This is a genomic window from Bradyrhizobium nivariense (genome assembly GCF_029846695.2).
Classification (GTDB): Bacteria; Pseudomonadota; Alphaproteobacteria; order Rhizobiales; family Xanthobacteraceae; genus Bradyrhizobium.
This window is the reverse complement of record NZ_JARWCR020000014.1, coordinates 1-14,964: the sequence shown is the minus strand read 5'-3', so window position 1 is coordinate 14,964 and position 14,964 is coordinate 1. Positions and strand designations below refer to the sequence as shown.

The following is a 14,964-nucleotide window of genomic DNA, read 5'->3' as shown; positions in this document are numbered from 1 at the left end:
CCGCGCTGTCGGCCGGCTGCACGCTAGAGTCCACGCGCTAGTTCGACGCCAGCGCTGTCTTGGCGACTTCCGCCATCCAGCCGGAGGCGACGGGGAGGATCGCGTCGTTGAAATCATAGCGCGGGCCGTGCAGCTCGGCGCCGTCGCGCAATTCGCCATTGCCGATCCAGACGAAGGCGCCCGGCCGCTGCTGGAGGTAGTGGGCGAAATCCTCGCCGGCCATGCTGGGCGCGAGGTCGCGCCGCAGCTCGGCCCGTACCTTGTCCGCGGCGAGGCGCGCGAGACCCGCCTCGGCCGGCGTATTGATCACGACGCCGACGCCCATGACGATCTCCGGCGTCACCTTGACGCCAAAGCTCGTCGCGATCCCGGCGCAGATGCGTTCGATGCCGTCGAGGATGGTGCCCTTCACCGCGTCGCGATGGTAGCGCAGCGTGCCGCGGATCACGACGCGTCCCGCGATCTGGTTCGGCGCGGTGCCGCCGTCGATCGTGCAGAGCGAGAGCACGGCGGTGTCGAGCGGATCGACGCTGCGCGACACGATCGATTGCAGCGCCACGATCAAATGACCGGCCGCCATCACCGGATCACGCGTCAGGTGCGGCATGCCGGCGTGCCCGGCATGGCCGTCGATGGTTATGGTGACGCGCCCGCCGGAGGCCATGACGACGCCGTCATGGACCGCGATGGTGCCGGCGGCGAGGCCCGGCCAGTTGTGAAAGCCGAATACCCGATCCATCGGAAAGCGCTCGAACAGCCCGGCCGCGACCATCGCGCGCGAGCCGCCATAACCTTCCTCGGCCGGCTGGAAGATGAAGTCGACGGTGCCGCTCCAGTTGGTGTCGGCGGCGAGCAGCGCGGCGGCGCCGAGCAGCGAGGCGGTATGCCCGTCATGCCCGCAGGCATGCATCACGCCGGGATTTTTCGAGGCGTAGGCAAGGCCCGTGTCCTCGGTGATCGGCAGCGCATCCATGTCGGCGCGCAGGCCGACGCGGCTGTTCGCAGCCCCTCGCGTCAGTGTCGCGACGATGCCGTGGCCGCCGATGCCTGACACGAAGGGAATGCCGAGCGCGGTGAGCTTGTCCTGCACGAAGGCGGCGGTGGCTTTCTCCTGGAGGGATAGTTCGGGATGCGCATGCAAATGCTGGCGCCACGCGGTCAGTTTCTGGTGCAGCTCGGGTGTCAAGGCTGGCGTCTCTCGGATTGTGTGTCGGCGTCGACACCATAGCCGAATATTCGATGCCTGCATCCAATGTCATGGAATGCCTCGCGTGCATCAACGAGTTTCGGTGATTGCTGGGGCAGACCGACCGCGCTGCGCTCCACTTCACCTCTCCCGCTTGCGGGAGAGGCCGGGAGAGGGCTCGATCGTCATTGGGGATCTCACTGTGGAGACACCCTCGCCCCAACCCTCTCCCGCAAGCGGAAGAGGGGGCGCACCCGCGGCCGCGAATCCGCGCTACGCCGACAGCTTCGCCAGCCCCGTCCAGTCGAAGCCGATGCCGTGGCCCATGCGGTCCGGCGCAAGCGCAAGCCCGTCCTGAAGTACCAGCGGATGCTCGATGTACTTGTCGAGCCCGAAACCGTGGGCTTCGAGATAGGAGCGGTTCGGGCAGGCCGCGAGCAAATGCACCGTGATGTCGTGCGCGCCATGGCTGGTGACGGGAAGGTTGAACGCTTCCGCCAGCCGCGCGATCTTCATGAACGCGGAGACCCCGCCGCAATTGGTGACATCAGGCTCGGGATAGGACACCGCGCCGGCAACGATGTAGTTCTTGAACTCCCACAGCGAGCGCAAATTCTCACCGGCCGCGATCGGCACGCCGCCGGCCTGCATGATGCGGGCATGGCCCGCGATGTCATCGGGAATGATCGGCTCCTCGAGCCAGGTGAGATCGTGGGATGCGAAGGCGCGAGCGGCGCGGATCGCTTCCTCGACCGTCCATTTCATGTTGGCATCCGCCATCAGAGGAAAGCCATCACCGAGATGCTGTCGCATCGCCGCGACCCGCGCGACATCGGATTTGAGGTCGGGCCGGCCGACCTTCATCTTGATGGCGCGAAAGCCCTTTGCGAGATTGCCGTCGGTCTGCTTCAGCAGCGCCTCGACGGAGAGATCGAGGTCGATGCCGCCAGCGTAACAGGGTACGCGCGAATCGAAGCCGCCGAGCAGGCGGAACAGCGGTAGCTTGGCGCGCCGCGCCTTCAAATCCCACAGCGCAATGTCGAGCGCGGAGAGCGCCAGTACCGCCGGCCCGCCGCGCCCGCCATAATGCAGGCCCCACCAGACCTGATGCCAGATCGCCTCGGTATCGTCGGCGTCGCGCCTCTCGATCAGCGCGGGGATCTCGCGCTTGAGGATGTCGGCGACGGCGCCGCCATTGCGCCCGACCGTGTAGGTGTAGCCGACGCCTTCGGCGCCATCGGCATCGCGGATGCGGCAGGTGATCAGCTCGAATGCCGCGATCTCGCCATGCGTCGAGTCGGAGAGCATGACGGGGAGGGGGATCCGGTAGAATCCGGTCTCGATCGTCGAAATGCGTGCCATGTGGCCTCCCTGCGTTTTCTTTGCAGGCTAGGCCGACGCACACCGCCCGGCAAGCGCACGCCGTGCAAGGCAGCTCACCGCATCGTCGCGAGCTGCACGGCCAGCGCGCAGGCGCGGTCGTATTCGTCGAGATTGATCCATTCGTCGATGGTGTGCGCCTCGTTCTGGCCGGCGCCGAAGGTCACGGTCGGAACGCCGTGGCGGACCATCCAGTTGGCATCGAGGCCGCCATTGGCGGTGCGGACGTTCGCGGTGCCGCCGACGGCGGACACCGCCTCGACCGCGCGTTTGACGACGGGAAGGTTGTCCTTCATGCGGAACGGATAATAGTCGGTCTCCGCCTTGAACTTGACCTTGCCGGATTTGCCTTGTGCGTTGGTGACGCGCTTGGCCGCTTTCTCGAACGCGGCCTTGTAGGCCTTGGTGATCTCCTTGAAGAACTTTCCGTCGTGGCTGCGGCTTTCGCCGCGCACATGCACGTAGTCGGTGACGACATTGGTGGCATCGCCCGCCGGGCGGCCCTCGCCGCCGGTGACGGGGCCGACATTGCTGGTGCCTTGCTGCTTGCCCTTCACCACCTTGCCGAACCAGCCGCCGGCTTTCACGTCGGCGAGCGCCAGCGCCATGATCATGGTCGAGGAGATGCCGCGCTCCGGCGCGACGCCGGCATGCGAGGCGCGGCCAAGAATCTCGACGGTCCAGCGATCGGCACCGACGGCGCCGATGACGACGTTGGAGGCCGAGCCGCCGTCATAGTTGAAGGCCATCACCGGCGAGCCGAGTTCGTCGAGCTTGACGTGGCGCGCGCCATAGAGCCCGCTCTCCTCGCGCACGCAGAACAATAGCGTGATCGGCGGATGGTCGAGCTTCTGCTTTTCGAGCTCTGCCGCCAGTGTCACCAGCACGCCGCAGCCGCAACGGTTGTCGCCGCCGAGCGCGGTCTTGGCCTCGTTGACGATCTTGCGACCCGACTTCTTCGGCTTGGCGCCGGCGCACAGCGGCACGGTGTCCATGTGGGTCATGAACATGATGCGCGGCTGGTTGTGCAGCGCGCCGCGGCCGGGCAGGTCGACGATGAGGTTGCCGGTCTCGGTCGGCACCGGAATGCGCGTATTGGCGTCGTCGAGCTGGATCGCCTTCGCCGGCACGCCGCTTTCCTTCAGCGCGGCCGTGAGCTCACGCCCGATCGCCGCCTCCTGTCCGGTGACGCCCTCGACGGCGAGGAAACGCATGAGGCGGTCGGTGGCGGCTTTGGTGTCGACAGGCATGAGATGTCCCCTTGATGCAGGGTCTACTCTATCGCTGGCCTTGGCGACGTATAGACCAAAAAGATCAGCGTACCGGACAGAAGCATGGCAGCCATGAAAAGCAGCACCGCCGGCAGCCCCGCGAACGCGGCCACCGCGCCGGTGATCGACTGCATCAGCGCCGCGCCGAGGAAGAAGGCGAGGTTGATCGCCGCGAGCGCCTTGCCCGCCACTTGCGCGTCGACCAGCTGACGCGACATGCCGAACAGCAGCGGCTGCGCGGAGGTGGCGAGGCCAATGAGCACGAACAGCACCAGGTCGTATTGCGGCGGCATCACGGGCACGCCGAACAGCACGGAGATGGCGTAATGCGGCGCCCCGAACGCCATCAGCGCCAGCAGCAATGCGCCGACCAGATGCGTTCCGGCCACCAGCGCGCGGCGGCGACCGAGCCTGCGGTCGATCATGCCGATGAGAAGCGGACCGGCAATCATGGCCAGCGTGAACGCGCCGAGCTGGTTGCCGGCCTCGACCCGCGACAATCCCTTGACCTGCATCAGCCACGGCCCGCCCCAGAGGCCGCGCAGCACCAGCGAGGTCGCCAGCGACACCAGCGCCAGCGCGATCAGGCCGCGCAAGGGCCGCGACAATCCGAGCCTGAGCACCTCGATCATCTGCGACAGCGGCGAAGATTCGTCCTTGTGCTCGGCCGGCTGGCTCGGCACCAGCAGGAACACCGCGAGCGCCACCGCGACGCCGCCGAGTGCCGAGATCCAGAATCCCGCGCGCCAGCCGTAAGTGTCGACCACGAAGGCGAGCGGGCTCGACGACAACAGCATGCCGATATTGCCGATCGAGAGGATCGCGCCGGACCACAGCCCGAAGCGCGCGGCCGACAATTGCTTGGCCGCCAAGGTCATCGGGCACATCAGCATGCCGGAGGTCGCGATGCCCAGCAGCACCTGTCCGACCGCGAAGCTTTCGGGGCCCGTCGCGAACCCCGACGCGATGGCGCCGACCACGGTTCCCGCGAGCAGGCTCAGTGACACCGGCCGCACGCCAAAGCGGTCCATCGCCGCGCCGACCGGGATCTGCGCAACCGCAAACGCGAACGGATAGACCGAGGCGAGGCTCGCCAGCGCCTGTGGTTCGATGCCGAAATCCGCCGCCATCAGGTCGAGGCTGACCGCCGGAATGGTGCGCAGCAAGGTCGAGAGCATGTGCCCGCAGGCAAGCGCGAGCAACGCAAGGATCAGCGCGCGGGTGGCTCCCGCGTCGTTGGTGGCGGCGGTGGTCATGGGCGTTGCGTCCCGGCGAGGTTTCGGGTGGGATTACATGATTGGCGGGTGCATGCCAACATCGGCAACGCCATGCCCGCAATGTCATGGACGCAAGATCCTGCAAGGCAACTGACATCATGTATCTCGGCATCGACCTCGGCACATCTGCCGTCAAAATCGTTCTTGTCGACGACGCGCAGCGCGTGGTGGCGAGCCGAAGCCGGTCGCTGACGGTCAGCTCGCTGCGTCCCGGCCATTGCGAGCAGGACCCGGCGCAGTGGATCGAGGCGACGTTCGCGACGCTGGACGCGCTGAAGGCGGACCACGCGCGCGAATTGGCCGCCGTCGAGGGCATCGGCCTGTCGGGCCAGATGCACGGCGCAACGCTGCTCGATGCCGATTTCACGCCGTTGCGGCCCTGCATTCTCTGGAATGACGGACGGTCGTTCGCGGAATGCGCCGAACTGGAGCAGCGCTGGCCCGCCTTGCGGACGACGACAGGCAACAAGGCGATGCCGGGATTCACGGCGCCAAAACTGCTGTGGGTCGCCAGGCACGAACCGGAGATCTTCGCGGCGACAAAACTCGTGCTGCAACCCAAGGCCTATCTGCGCCTGGTGCTGACGGGTGAGGCGATCGAGGATGTCTCGGACGCCTCGGGTTCGCTGTGGCTCGATGTTATCAGCCGCGATTGGTCGGATGAGGGGCTCGCCGCGACCGCCCTGTCGCGCCGGCAGATGCCGCGGTTGGTCGAGGGCTGCGCGCCGGCGGCGCGGCTGCGCAGCGAGATGGCGCAGCGTTGGGGCATGACCGGGCGGCCGATGATCGCCGGCGGGGCCGGCGACAATCCTGCGGGAGCCGTCGGTATTGGCGCCATTAATCCCGGCGCTGCCTTCATTTCGCTCGGAACCTCCGGCGCATTGCTGGTGCCGACCGAGACAATCGCTGCGAATCCGGAGCGGGTCGTGCACACGTTCTGTCACGCCGTCCCCGGCAGATGGATCCAGGCCGGCGCGATCCTCTCGGCGGCATCGTGCCTGGCCTGGATCGCGCGGCTGTTGGGGACCACCGAGGCCGATCTGCTGGCGCCGCTCGGGTTGCGCCCGAGGGCGCCGTCACCGGTCAGCTTCCTGCCGTACCTCTCGGGCGAACGCACCCCGCACGATGACCCCGACGTGCGCGGTATGCTTAGCGGGCTCAGTCACGCCACCGATCGTGACGCCATCGTGCAAAGCGTGCTCGAAGGCGTCGCCTTCGCGCTTGCGGATTGCCGGGACGTGCTTGCCGAGACCGGACTTGTCATCGCGGAGGCGGATGTCATCGGCGGCGGCTCGCGGTCGCGGTTCTGGCTTTCGGTGCTGGCCAATGTCCTGAACATGCCGGTGCATCGCTTTGCCGACGGCGACACCGGCGCCGCGTTTGGTGCGGCGCGGCTTGGCCGCCTCGCCGTCACCGGGGAGGCGATCGAGGCCGTCTGCACGGCGCCACAGCGCGTGGAGACGTTCGAGCCCGACCGCGCGCTTGCGGACGCCTACGCCGAGCGGCTTCCGGAATGGCGCCGCCTGTACCGGCCGCGGCGCTGAGCGCGATCCGCAAGGCATCGAACTCAGGCACAAGGATGGTGCGCGACGATGTGGCGAAGAAAAGGCATTACGTCCGAACATCGGTTCCGTCCAAAGAAGATAAATTCGCGCCCGGCCGTTCGCGAGCGCGTCGGAGCTATTGCCCTGCGCCGCAGCCTTTTGTTTAATGCGGGCACTCGCGCCAGGGACCAAACGAGACGCGGGTGAGATGCGATGCCGCCGTCGGCGCGTCGGGGAGGTGTGATGAGCGAGCCCATCCTCGAGATGCGCCGGGTCTCCAAGTCTTTCTTCAGTATCAAGGCGCTGCGCGACGTCGACCTCACCGTCTACGCGGGCGAAATCCACGCCTTGATGGGCGAGAACGGCGCCGGCAAATCCACCCTGATGAAGATCTTGTCGGGCGCCTACCGGCCCGATCCGGGCAGCGAAATCCGCATCGACGGCCAGCCGGTGCAGATCAGCGGCCCGCTCGGCGGCCGCGCGGCCGGCATCTCAATCATCTATCAGGAACTCTCGCTCGCCCCCAATCTGAGCGTTGCGGAGAATATCTATCTCGGTCGCGAGGTCTCCCGCGGCGGCTTGCTGGCGCGCGAGGCGATGCAGGCCGGCGTTGGTCCGATCCTGGCGCGGCTCGGCGCGGATTTCACGCCGCAGACCCTGGTCGCCAATCTCTCGATGGGCCAGCGCCAGCTGGTCGAGATCGCGCGCGCGCTGCACGCGCGCTCCAGGATCCTGATCATGGACGAGCCGACCACCGCGCTGTCGGCCGGCGAGAGCGAACGGCTGTTCGCCCTGATCCGCCAGCTGCGCGCCGAAGGTCTTGCCATCATCTACATCTCGCATCGCATGGACGAGGTCTATGCGCTCGGCGACCGCGTCACGGTGCTGCGCGACGGCACGCTGGTCGGTTCGCTCGACAAGGACGAGATCCGCGCCGACGCCATCGTCCGGATGATGGTGGGACGCGACGTCTCGTCCTTCTACAAGAAGGACCATGATCCCAAGGCGCGGCCGGGCGCGCCCGTGCTCGCGGCCGTCGACATCGCCGACAACAGGCGCGTCAAGGGATGTTCGCTGACGGTGCATGCGGGCGAGGTCGTCGGCCTCGCCGGCCTGGTCGGCGCCGGCCGCACCGAGCTTGCGCATCTGATCATCGGCGCCGCGCCCAAAACTTCCGGCCATGTCGAGATCGAGGGGCGCGCGGTCTCGATCCGCACCCCCGGCGAGGCGCTGGATGCGGGCATTGCCTACCTCACCGAGGACAGGAAGGCGCTCGGCCTGTTCCTCGACATGTCCTGCCTCGACAACATCAATCTGGCGGTGCTCGGCCGCGATGCGAAATTCGGCGGCATCCTCGACCGCGACAAGGCGCGCGAGCGGGCCCAGCGAGCGTTCGCTGGCCTCGGCATCCGTGCCGCCAATGTCGGCGTTCCCGCCGGCGGGCTTTCTGGCGGCAACCAGCAGAAGGTGCTGCTGTCGCGGCTGCTCGCGATCGGCCCGAAAATCCTGATCCTGGACGAGCCGACGCGCGGCGTCGACGTCGGCGCCAAGTCCGAGATCTACTCGATCATCGACAATCTCGCGAAGTCGGGCACCGCGGTTCTCGTCATCTCGTCCGACCTGCCCGAGATCATCGGCATCTGCGACCGTGTCATCGTGATGCGCGCAGGACACATCGCCGGCCAGATGCGGCGGGGCGCGACCTCGCCGCTCAGTCAGGAGGAGATCATGGCACTCGCCACCGGAACGGAGCAGCTCGATGCCTGAGAACGGCGCTTCCGCCAACACCGCCCCTGCCAAGGCCACCGCCACCAAGGCCGCCGCCTCCGCGCCCGGCCTTGCCGCGGCACAGGAGACGAAGCGGCAGCGTACGCGGATGATCATTCGCGCGGTCGGCATGCTGCCGGTGCTGCTGCTCTTGTGCATCGGCTTTCATGTCCTGTCGGACGGCCGCTTCTTCACCGGCCAGAACATCGGCATCGTGGTGCAGCAGTCCGCGGTCAATACCGTGCTGGCCGCAGGCATGACCTTCGTCATCCTCACCGGCGGCATCGACCTCTCGGTCGGCTCCATCCTGGCGGCGTCGGCGATGGCCGGGCTGATCATCTCCAAATTCCCCGATCTCGGGGCGCTGTGGCTGCCGGCCGCGGTGCTCACCGGCGCCGTCTTCGGCATTCTCAATGGCGCCTTGATCGCGCTGTTGCGCCTGCCGCCCTTCATCGTCACGCTGGGGTCGTTGACCGCCGTGCGCGGCGCGGCGCGCCTGCTCGGTGCCGACACCACCGTGTTCAATCCGTCGATACCCTATGCCTTCATCGGCAACGGCGCCCTGACTCTCATTCCCGGCGTCGTGTCGATTCCCTGGCTCTGGGTGATCGCGTTGCTGGTCATCCTGGTGTCGTGGCTGGTGCTCAAGCGCACCGTGCTCGGGGTCCACATCTATGCGGTCGGCGGCAACGAGAGCGCCGCGCGGCTCGCCGGCATCAAGGTCTGGGCCGTGCTGATCTTCGTCTATGGCGTGTCCGGCCTGCTCGCGGGCCTCGGCGGGGCGATGCAGGCGGCGCGCCTCTACGCCGCCAACGGCCTGCAGCTCGGCCAGTCCTATGAGCTCGACGCCATCACTGCCGTGATCCTGGGCGGCACCTCCTTTGTCGGCGGCATCGGCTCGATCTGGGGCACGCTGGTCGGCGCGCTGATCATTGCCGTGTTGTCGAACGGCCTGATCCTGATCGGCGTGTCCGACGTCTGGCAATATGTGATCAAGGGCCTGGTGATCATCGGCGCGGTCGCACTGGACCGCTATCGGCTGCAGGGCTCGGCCCGGACTTGAGAGCATGATCCGAAAAAGCGCGAAGCGGTTTTTCGAAAAGATCATGCTCGAACAAGGAGCGCCTGAGAAATGCAGCCGGCGCGCGCCGTCCTGTCCATTCCGTCACGGCAACTGGTCGCCGTGCCGGAGCTTCAAACAGACCAGGGAGGAAGCCAATGTTGAAGTCGATCTCGTTTGCCGGCGCCGCGATGGCGCTCGTCCTGAGCTCCGCGCCGTCCTTCGCCAAGGAGCTCAAGTCGATCGGCATTTCGCTGGGCTCGCTCGGCAACCCGTTCTTCGTCGCGTTGTCGAAGGGCGCCGAATTCGAGGCCAAAAAGACCAATCCCAACGTCAAGATCACCACCGTCGGCTTCGAATATGATCTCGGCAAGCAGGTCACCCAGATCGACAATTTCATCGCCGCCGGCGTCGACCTGATCCTGCTCAACCCCGGCGATCCCAAGGCGGTCGGCCCGGCGATCAAGAAGGCGCAGGCCGCCGGCATCGTCGTCGTTGCAGTCGACACCGCGGCCGAAGGCGCCGACGCCACGGTGACCACCAACAACGTCCAGGCCGGCGAGATCTCCTGCCAGTACATCGTCGACAAGCTCGGCGGCAAAGGCGATGTGATCATCGAGAACGGCCCGCAGGTCTCCGCGGTGATCGACCGCGTCGTCGGCTGCAAGAACGTGCTCGGCAAAACACCCGGCATCAAGGTCCTGTCCAACGACCAGGACGGCAAGGGCTCGCGCGAAGGCGGCCTCACGGTGGCACAGGGCTATCTGACCCGGTTCACCAAGATCGACGCCATCTTCGCCATCAACGATCCGCAGGCCATCGGCACCGACCTCGCGGCCCGCCAGCAGCAGCGCACCGGCATTATCATCACCGCGGTCGACGGCGCGCCCGACATCGAAGCCGCCCTCAAGGACCCGCAGGCGGCGCAGATCCAGGCCTCCGCCTCGCAGGACCCGTTCTTCATGGCCCGCCGCGCCGTGCAGGTCGGCGTCGGCATCCTCAACGGCCAGAAGCCGGCTTCCACAGTCGAGCTGCTGCCGTCGAAACTGGTGACGCGCGACAATGTCGGCGACTACAAGGGCTGGACCTCGGACCGGACGCAGTAGCGGGCGACAGAGGGCCGGCGCCGCTACGGCGCTGGCCGATAATGGGTTTCGCGAAGAGTTCAAGCCATCCTAGAGCCTTTCATCCCTCAACGAGCTTGACCAGCGGTTCCGGAGCGTCGACGAAGGCGAACTCGTTGAGGAATTGTCGTCTCCAGAGGAAGTTGCGGTCGACTTCCGAAAGCGCCGCTGTGTCGCATACGTTTTTCCAGAACGTCTTGATCGCCTTGATCTGTCCCGCAATGAGCTTGGTCGCCTCATCGAGCCCGAGAAGGAAGAGCGGCGCGGCCTGGAGGCACACGGTGATCTGGCTCGTGCGTCGTTCGCCGGTGATGAACATCGCTTGCGTTGCCTCACCGCCGGTTCTGGCCTGGGGGCAGATGTCGTAAGCGGGCGTCAGCGAGAGATTTTTTCCGTCCCAGAACGCCGCGTGGTTCCGGGCGTGATCGTCCGTGTTGCCGCAGAGGATGTTGAACACCATCCGTCCGAACAGTTCGCGGAGCGTCTCCTTTGGCGAGGTGAACCTGTGACGGATGATCGTCGCGAGGTCCTCGTAGCTCGCGTAGCGCGCCATCATTTCCTCGAGTTCGAGCAGCGTCAGCGCGGAGACCATCGCGCGGCGCCGCCACCCGTCCCCGGTCTTCTGCCGATCGAAACGTTCGATCAGCAGGACGTCCTTTCCGGCGGCGCGGTCGAGGCTGACGGGGGCCGCAACAAGACCAGCCCTTGCGGCAAGCCGCATGGCCACAAATTCCGCCTTCACGACATTGTAGAGGTCGTTCTGCGATGAGAATTTTGCGATATATTTTTGAGTATTCGCGATGATCGTCGTCTTCGGCCGGGCGCCGCCGATCGAGCTTCCATGCAGGAGGGCTCGATCAAGCTCCGGCGTGAGCGGGACCCCTTGTTCGACGAGCGTGGTCGCGGCTTGAAGTTCTGCAAGCGATGCTGCCGAAGCCTCGCGCGGTATATAGCTCTCCGCCGAGAGCTGGAAATCCAGGGCGCCGATGCGGTCCGAGCCGGACTCCAGCAGATAGGTCAGTTCGTCGATGTCTCCGGTATCGACGTCCTTGCCGCTCTTCCCGAATGTCCGGTTGATGATGACGCGACGGCCCCACGCATCGGGTGAGGCGTCGCGAATGCAGTTCGGCATCATCAAGCCGGGCGTCAGCGGCAGCACGCCGCTCCGCAGTGGAAGCTCCGGGTGATAGAGCGCGATCGCGTTGTTTCGCGCGAGGTAGCTTCGTCCGTAGTGGAAGAGCAGCTGTGTGCCTTCTGCAAACAGTCGACCTGCCACGACCGGGGCGGTAGCGTCCGGCAGCCAGGTCCATACGAAGGCCTCAGTGGGCTTTTCAGAAATCGTCATCGGGCGTCTTGTGCGAAGTGCGGACGGATTTCGGCAGCAGCGCCATCACGGCGGAATTGGAGGAGAGGGCGCTCGCCAGGGCGCGTTCGTCGCTATCGAACAACGACACGCCGGCGATGGCCGCTGCTTCGAAGACCGCACCAAGCGTGCAGCCGAGGTCGCCGTTCTCGATGCGCCGCAACAGCCCGCGCGAAAGACCAGCCCTGCTGGCCAGTTCTTCGGCCGTCATCTTCCGCTCGATACGGGCCTTGTGAATGAGCTGGCCGAGCAGCACAGCCGCATCCTTGGCGTAACGGGAGTAGGGTCTTGCTATTTTTGGCATGGATGATCCATTAATAGACCGTATATGGCTACATGATCTATTTATAGTCCTGCCTTGATAGGCGCGTCAATATATGATGGTTTATAACTGGACCATTTAGGCCGATATGCTCCATTAATAGCGCGTGAATGTCTGAAACTTGGCTTCAAACGGCCGATCCCTCAGTCAGGCACTGACTCCATCTCGACCAGCAGCTTCCGCGTCTCGCCCAGCAGCGTCCGGATTGCCCGTCCTTCCGCGATCCCGTCCTGCGTGAACGCGCCATGCGTCCGCGCATTCTGATTTCCCCTCGGCGCGCCTGATTTCCGTGCGCCGCCGTGCATGCGGCAGCGGGCCTTGCCTTGCACCGCCGGCGCGCGGCAAATGGTGCCGCTGCGCGTTCCGGCGCCGCAGCGCGGGCTCGTCATCATCGCGCCCGTGTTGCGGATGTGATGGCCGTTCATGCGGTGGCGCCTTGTCTGGATTCGGCCTGTTCGCATTCGCCGGCCTCGCGCGGCGGGACCATTCCAGCAGCTGTCGCAGCGTTCGGCTCCGCGACCATCATGCTCGCGTGCTGGGTAACGTTGCCCACGATCGCCCTGCCGCCGTCCTGCACCGACAAATTTTGGACCGTAATCGCACGCTCGCCGTTGTTGCGGTGGCGGCTGAGTGCCTCGATCTGGGCCGCGAAGGTGCGGTTCAACCGGGTCAATGCGCGTGTGATGCTCTCCTGCTGCGGAATGTCGGGGGTGAGGGCGAGGCGGCAGGCGGAGCGCATCGCCGCCGTGTGAATGGACACCATCTGCACCGCGAGCATGGCCTCGATCGAATCCTTCGGCGCGATGCTCTTCACCAGCGAGATCATGAAGGCGAGATTGGCTTCATCGGGCTCCCGTCCGACCGCACTGGCCTTCACCAATTGCCCCAGCAGACCATGCAGTGCGTCGCGGTCGGCGGCGCCGAGCGCCTCGGCGAGCAGTCGTTCGCCGGCTTGCGGGTCGGCATGGTGGATCACAATGCGCCGCTTGTAGAGCTTGATCCGCGGGGTGGCGGCCGGGCCGCTGCGATCGGTTACCGCAAGCGGCAGCGTGCTATGGCGTTGGGCAGATGTCGTCATGTGATGTGTCCTTTGCCGGCGCAGGCTGATTGCGCGCGAAATCAATCGCTCGCTGCGCGCCTGTGCGATTTTCGAGATGTCGATGAAGGGCTTACGCGCAATCGCGTCGAGCGCCCCGTGGCCGGGGCGGCGTGGACGCTGGCGATTGTTGCAATGATGGCATTCTGCCGGTGTTTTGCCCGACGAGTCAAACGGCATTGCGAAGCGCGCAATTCTCGTTCGTGCAAATCCTGGTCCGTGTAAGCCCTTGTTCCGACAGCGGCCGGCTACTGTGCATGGGGTTGTTTTCGCGGTTTTTGTTTCGAAGCGGCGCCGACCTGCCGCGCGACGGAATGCCAGCCTGCAAACGCGATTGCGAAATCCGGCGCGCCCGCTCATCATGATCGCCGAATGCGCCGCGTCATGCCAAAGCGGCCGCGAGCGTCCCGGGAGAGAACGAATGCAACGAACGCTTCGCCTGCTGGCGATCGTCGCCGGATTGTGCGTGACGACTGAGGCCCTCGCGCAAAAATATCCGGTGCGGCCGGTCAAGATCATGGTCGGCTTCAGCGCGGGCGGTCCGGTTGACGTCGTCGCGCGCATCATTGGCGATCGGCTGAGCAACAAGCTGGGACAACCCTTGGTGGTCGAGAACCGCGCCGGCGCCAACGGCATGATCGCAGCCGAAGGCGTCGCGCATGCCGAGGGCGACGGCTACACTATCCTCGCCTGCAACTCGTCCACCATCACGCTCAACAAGACGCTCTTCAAGGACATCCGCTACGACCCGGAAAAGGACTTCGCGCCGCTGACCACCGTCGTGTCGGCGCCGCTCGTGCTCGTGGTCAATCCGGAGAATCCCAAGACGGCTGACATCAACACCGTCGCCGATCTCGTCGCCGCGGCAAAGGCTGCGCCCGGCGCGCTTGCCTACGGCTCCGGCGGCAACGGCAACCTCGCCCATCTCGCCATGGAACTGCTCAGCCAGAAGGCCGGCATCAAGATGATCCACGTGCCCTATCGCGGTGGTGCTGCGTCCGAGGTCGGCATCCTCGCGCAGGAGGTCCTGGCGGTGTTCGATCCCCTGTCCGCCGTGCCGCTGGTGAAAGCCGGCAAGCTGCGCGCGCTCGCGGTGTCGTCAGCCGAGCGGCTGCCGGCGCTGCCTGACGTGCCGACCGTCGCCGAAGCCGGCTATCCCGGCTTCGACCTCTCGTTCTGGGTCGGCTTCTTCATGCCGAAGGCAACGCCCGCGCCGATCCTCGAGACGCTGCACCGGGAGATCGTCACGGCGGCCAAGGATCCGACCGTCGCGGAGCGGCTCGGCTCGCAAGGCGTGGTTAGCCTGCTCAGCCCGGCCGAGTATGCGGCGAAGATCGCGAAGGAGACTAAGGAGCTCGCCGAAGTGGTGGCCGCCGCGAACATCAAGGTGGAGTAGCGGACGCTTGCGCAAAGGACGGTAAGTTGGGTCAGTCGGAGCCGCGGGCTCCACCTCTCCCGCAAGCGAGGGCTTTGCGCAATGTCTTGTGCGGGAGTGAAGTTCGATTTCGGGCTTTTTTGAACGACCTCAGGCGCCGGGCGCGAAGTGGGCAGGTCCGTTTTCGCGGCCGATGGGG

At 66.0% G+C, this 14,964-nt stretch carries 13 protein-coding genes; 5 read left to right on the top strand and 8 right to left on the bottom strand.

What is annotated here, in order from left to right:
• Positions 1-37: 37 nt before the first annotated feature.
• The 4 genes from QCM77_RS13800 to QCM77_RS13785 all read right to left on the bottom strand — a co-directional run bounded on the left by QCM77_RS13800 (position 38) and on the right by QCM77_RS13785 (position 5,093).
• Positions 38-1,186 (bottom strand): amidohydrolase, encoded by a 1,149-nt coding sequence (locus tag QCM77_RS13800; RefSeq protein ID WP_279683944.1) that lies wholly within the window; start codon positions 1,184-1,186, stop codon positions 38-40.
• Between the two features lie 273 nt (positions 1,187-1,459).
• Positions 1,460-2,548: a mandelate racemase/muconate lactonizing enzyme family protein gene (locus QCM77_RS13795; RefSeq protein WP_279683943.1), complete on the bottom strand. Its 1,089-nt coding sequence runs from the start codon at positions 2,546-2,548 to the stop codon at positions 1,460-1,462.
• A gap of 74 nt (positions 2,549-2,622) precedes the next feature.
• Positions 2,623-3,816: a M20/M25/M40 family metallo-hydrolase gene (locus QCM77_RS13790; RefSeq protein ID WP_279683942.1), complete on the bottom strand. Its 1,194-nt coding sequence runs from the start codon at positions 3,814-3,816 to the stop codon at positions 2,623-2,625.
• 23 nt (positions 3,817-3,839) lie between these two features.
• Positions 3,840-5,093, bottom strand: a complete 1,254-nt coding sequence (locus tag QCM77_RS13785; RefSeq protein ID WP_279683941.1) for an MFS transporter — start codon at positions 5,091-5,093, stop codon at positions 3,840-3,842.
• Between the two features lie 119 nt (positions 5,094-5,212).
• On the opposite strand from QCM77_RS13785, the gene xylB reads away from it, so the two are divergent.
• From xylB to QCM77_RS13765, 4 genes are all read left to right on the top strand, one after another.
• Positions 5,213-6,658: a xylulokinase gene (xylB, locus tag QCM77_RS13780; protein WP_279684007.1), complete on the top strand. Its 1,446-nt coding sequence runs from the start codon at positions 5,213-5,215 to the stop codon at positions 6,656-6,658.
• A gap of 243 nt (positions 6,659-6,901) precedes the next feature.
• Entirely contained in the window at positions 6,902-8,425 is a 1,524-nt protein-coding gene (locus QCM77_RS13775; protein WP_279683940.1) for a sugar ABC transporter ATP-binding protein, read from the top strand.
• On the top strand, positions 8,418-9,488 hold the full coding sequence (locus QCM77_RS13770) for an ABC transporter permease subunit (RefSeq protein ID WP_279662710.1): 1,071 nt from the start codon (positions 8,418-8,420) through the stop codon (positions 9,486-9,488). The genes QCM77_RS13775 and QCM77_RS13770 overlap by 8 nt, the downstream gene beginning before the upstream one ends.
• A gap of 155 nt (positions 9,489-9,643) precedes the next feature.
• The gene (locus tag QCM77_RS13765) at positions 9,644-10,591 is read left to right on the top strand and encodes an ABC transporter substrate-binding protein (protein ID WP_279683939.1); all 948 of its coding nucleotides are present in this window, start codon (positions 9,644-9,646) and stop codon (positions 10,589-10,591) included.
• A 79-nt stretch (positions 10,592-10,670) separates the two neighbouring features.
• Here QCM77_RS13765 and QCM77_RS13760 read toward each other — a convergent pair whose 3' ends face one another.
• From QCM77_RS13760 to QCM77_RS13745, 4 genes are all read right to left on the bottom strand, one after another.
• The gene (locus QCM77_RS13760) at positions 10,671-11,954 is read right to left on the bottom strand and encodes a type II toxin-antitoxin system HipA family toxin (RefSeq protein ID WP_279683938.1); all 1,284 of its coding nucleotides are present in this window, start codon (positions 11,952-11,954) and stop codon (positions 10,671-10,673) included.
• Complete coding sequence (locus tag QCM77_RS13755; RefSeq protein ID WP_347882367.1) at positions 11,941-12,228, bottom strand: helix-turn-helix transcriptional regulator; 288 nt, start codon at positions 12,226-12,228, stop codon at positions 11,941-11,943. Before QCM77_RS13755 ends, QCM77_RS13760 begins: the two co-directional genes overlap by 14 nt.
• A 209-nt stretch (positions 12,229-12,437) precedes the next feature.
• A complete protein-coding gene (locus QCM77_RS13750; protein WP_279683936.1) occupies positions 12,438-12,719 on the bottom strand; it encodes an HGGxSTG domain-containing protein in 282 nt (93 codons plus the stop codon).
• Positions 12,716-13,372: a hypothetical protein gene (locus QCM77_RS13745; RefSeq protein ID WP_279684006.1), complete on the bottom strand. Its 657-nt coding sequence runs from the start codon at positions 13,370-13,372 to the stop codon at positions 12,716-12,718. Before QCM77_RS13745 ends, QCM77_RS13750 begins: the two co-directional genes overlap by 4 nt.
• Before the next feature lie 439 nt (positions 13,373-13,811).
• Between QCM77_RS13745 and QCM77_RS13740 the strand changes: the two genes are divergently transcribed.
• Positions 13,812-14,786, top strand: coding sequence for a Bug family tripartite tricarboxylate transporter substrate binding protein (locus tag QCM77_RS13740; RefSeq protein WP_279683935.1), 975 nt, complete (start codon positions 13,812-13,814; stop codon positions 14,784-14,786).
• The last annotated feature ends 178 nt before the right edge of the window (positions 14,787-14,964 follow it).

What these genes read in the sequence shown, in the direction of transcription:
- QCM77_RS13795 (WP_279683943.1), bottom strand. Translation starts at nt 2,548, where the DNA reads ATGGCACGCATTTCGACGATCGAGACCGGATTCTACCGGATCCCCCTC.
- QCM77_RS13790 (WP_279683942.1), bottom strand. Translation starts at nt 3,816, where the DNA reads ATGCCTGTCGACACCAAAGCCGCCACCGACCGCCTCATGCGTTTCCTC.
- QCM77_RS13785 (WP_279683941.1), bottom strand. Translation starts at nt 5,093, where the DNA reads ATGACCACCGCCGCCACCAACGACGCGGGAGCCACCCGCGCGCTGATC.
- xylB (WP_279684007.1), top strand. Translation starts at nt 5,213, where the DNA reads ATGTATCTCGGCATCGACCTCGGCACATCTGCCGTCAAAATCGTTCTT.
- QCM77_RS13775 (WP_279683940.1), top strand. Translation starts at nt 6,902, where the DNA reads ATGAGCGAGCCCATCCTCGAGATGCGCCGGGTCTCCAAGTCTTTCTTC.
- QCM77_RS13770 (WP_279662710.1), top strand. Translation starts at nt 8,418, where the DNA reads ATGCCTGAGAACGGCGCTTCCGCCAACACCGCCCCTGCCAAGGCCACC.
- QCM77_RS13765 (WP_279683939.1), top strand. Translation starts at nt 9,644, where the DNA reads ATGTTGAAGTCGATCTCGTTTGCCGGCGCCGCGATGGCGCTCGTCCTG.
- QCM77_RS13760 (WP_279683938.1), bottom strand. Translation starts at nt 11,954, where the DNA reads ATGACGATTTCTGAAAAGCCCACTGAGGCCTTCGTATGGACCTGGCTG.
- QCM77_RS13750 (WP_279683936.1), bottom strand. Translation starts at nt 12,719, where the DNA reads ATGAACGGCCATCACATCCGCAACACGGGCGCGATGATGACGAGCCCG.
- QCM77_RS13745 (WP_279684006.1), bottom strand. Translation starts at nt 13,372, where the DNA reads ATGACGACATCTGCCCAACGCCATAGCACGCTGCCGCTTGCGGTAACC.
- QCM77_RS13740 (WP_279683935.1), top strand. Translation starts at nt 13,812, where the DNA reads ATGCAACGAACGCTTCGCCTGCTGGCGATCGTCGCCGGATTGTGCGTG.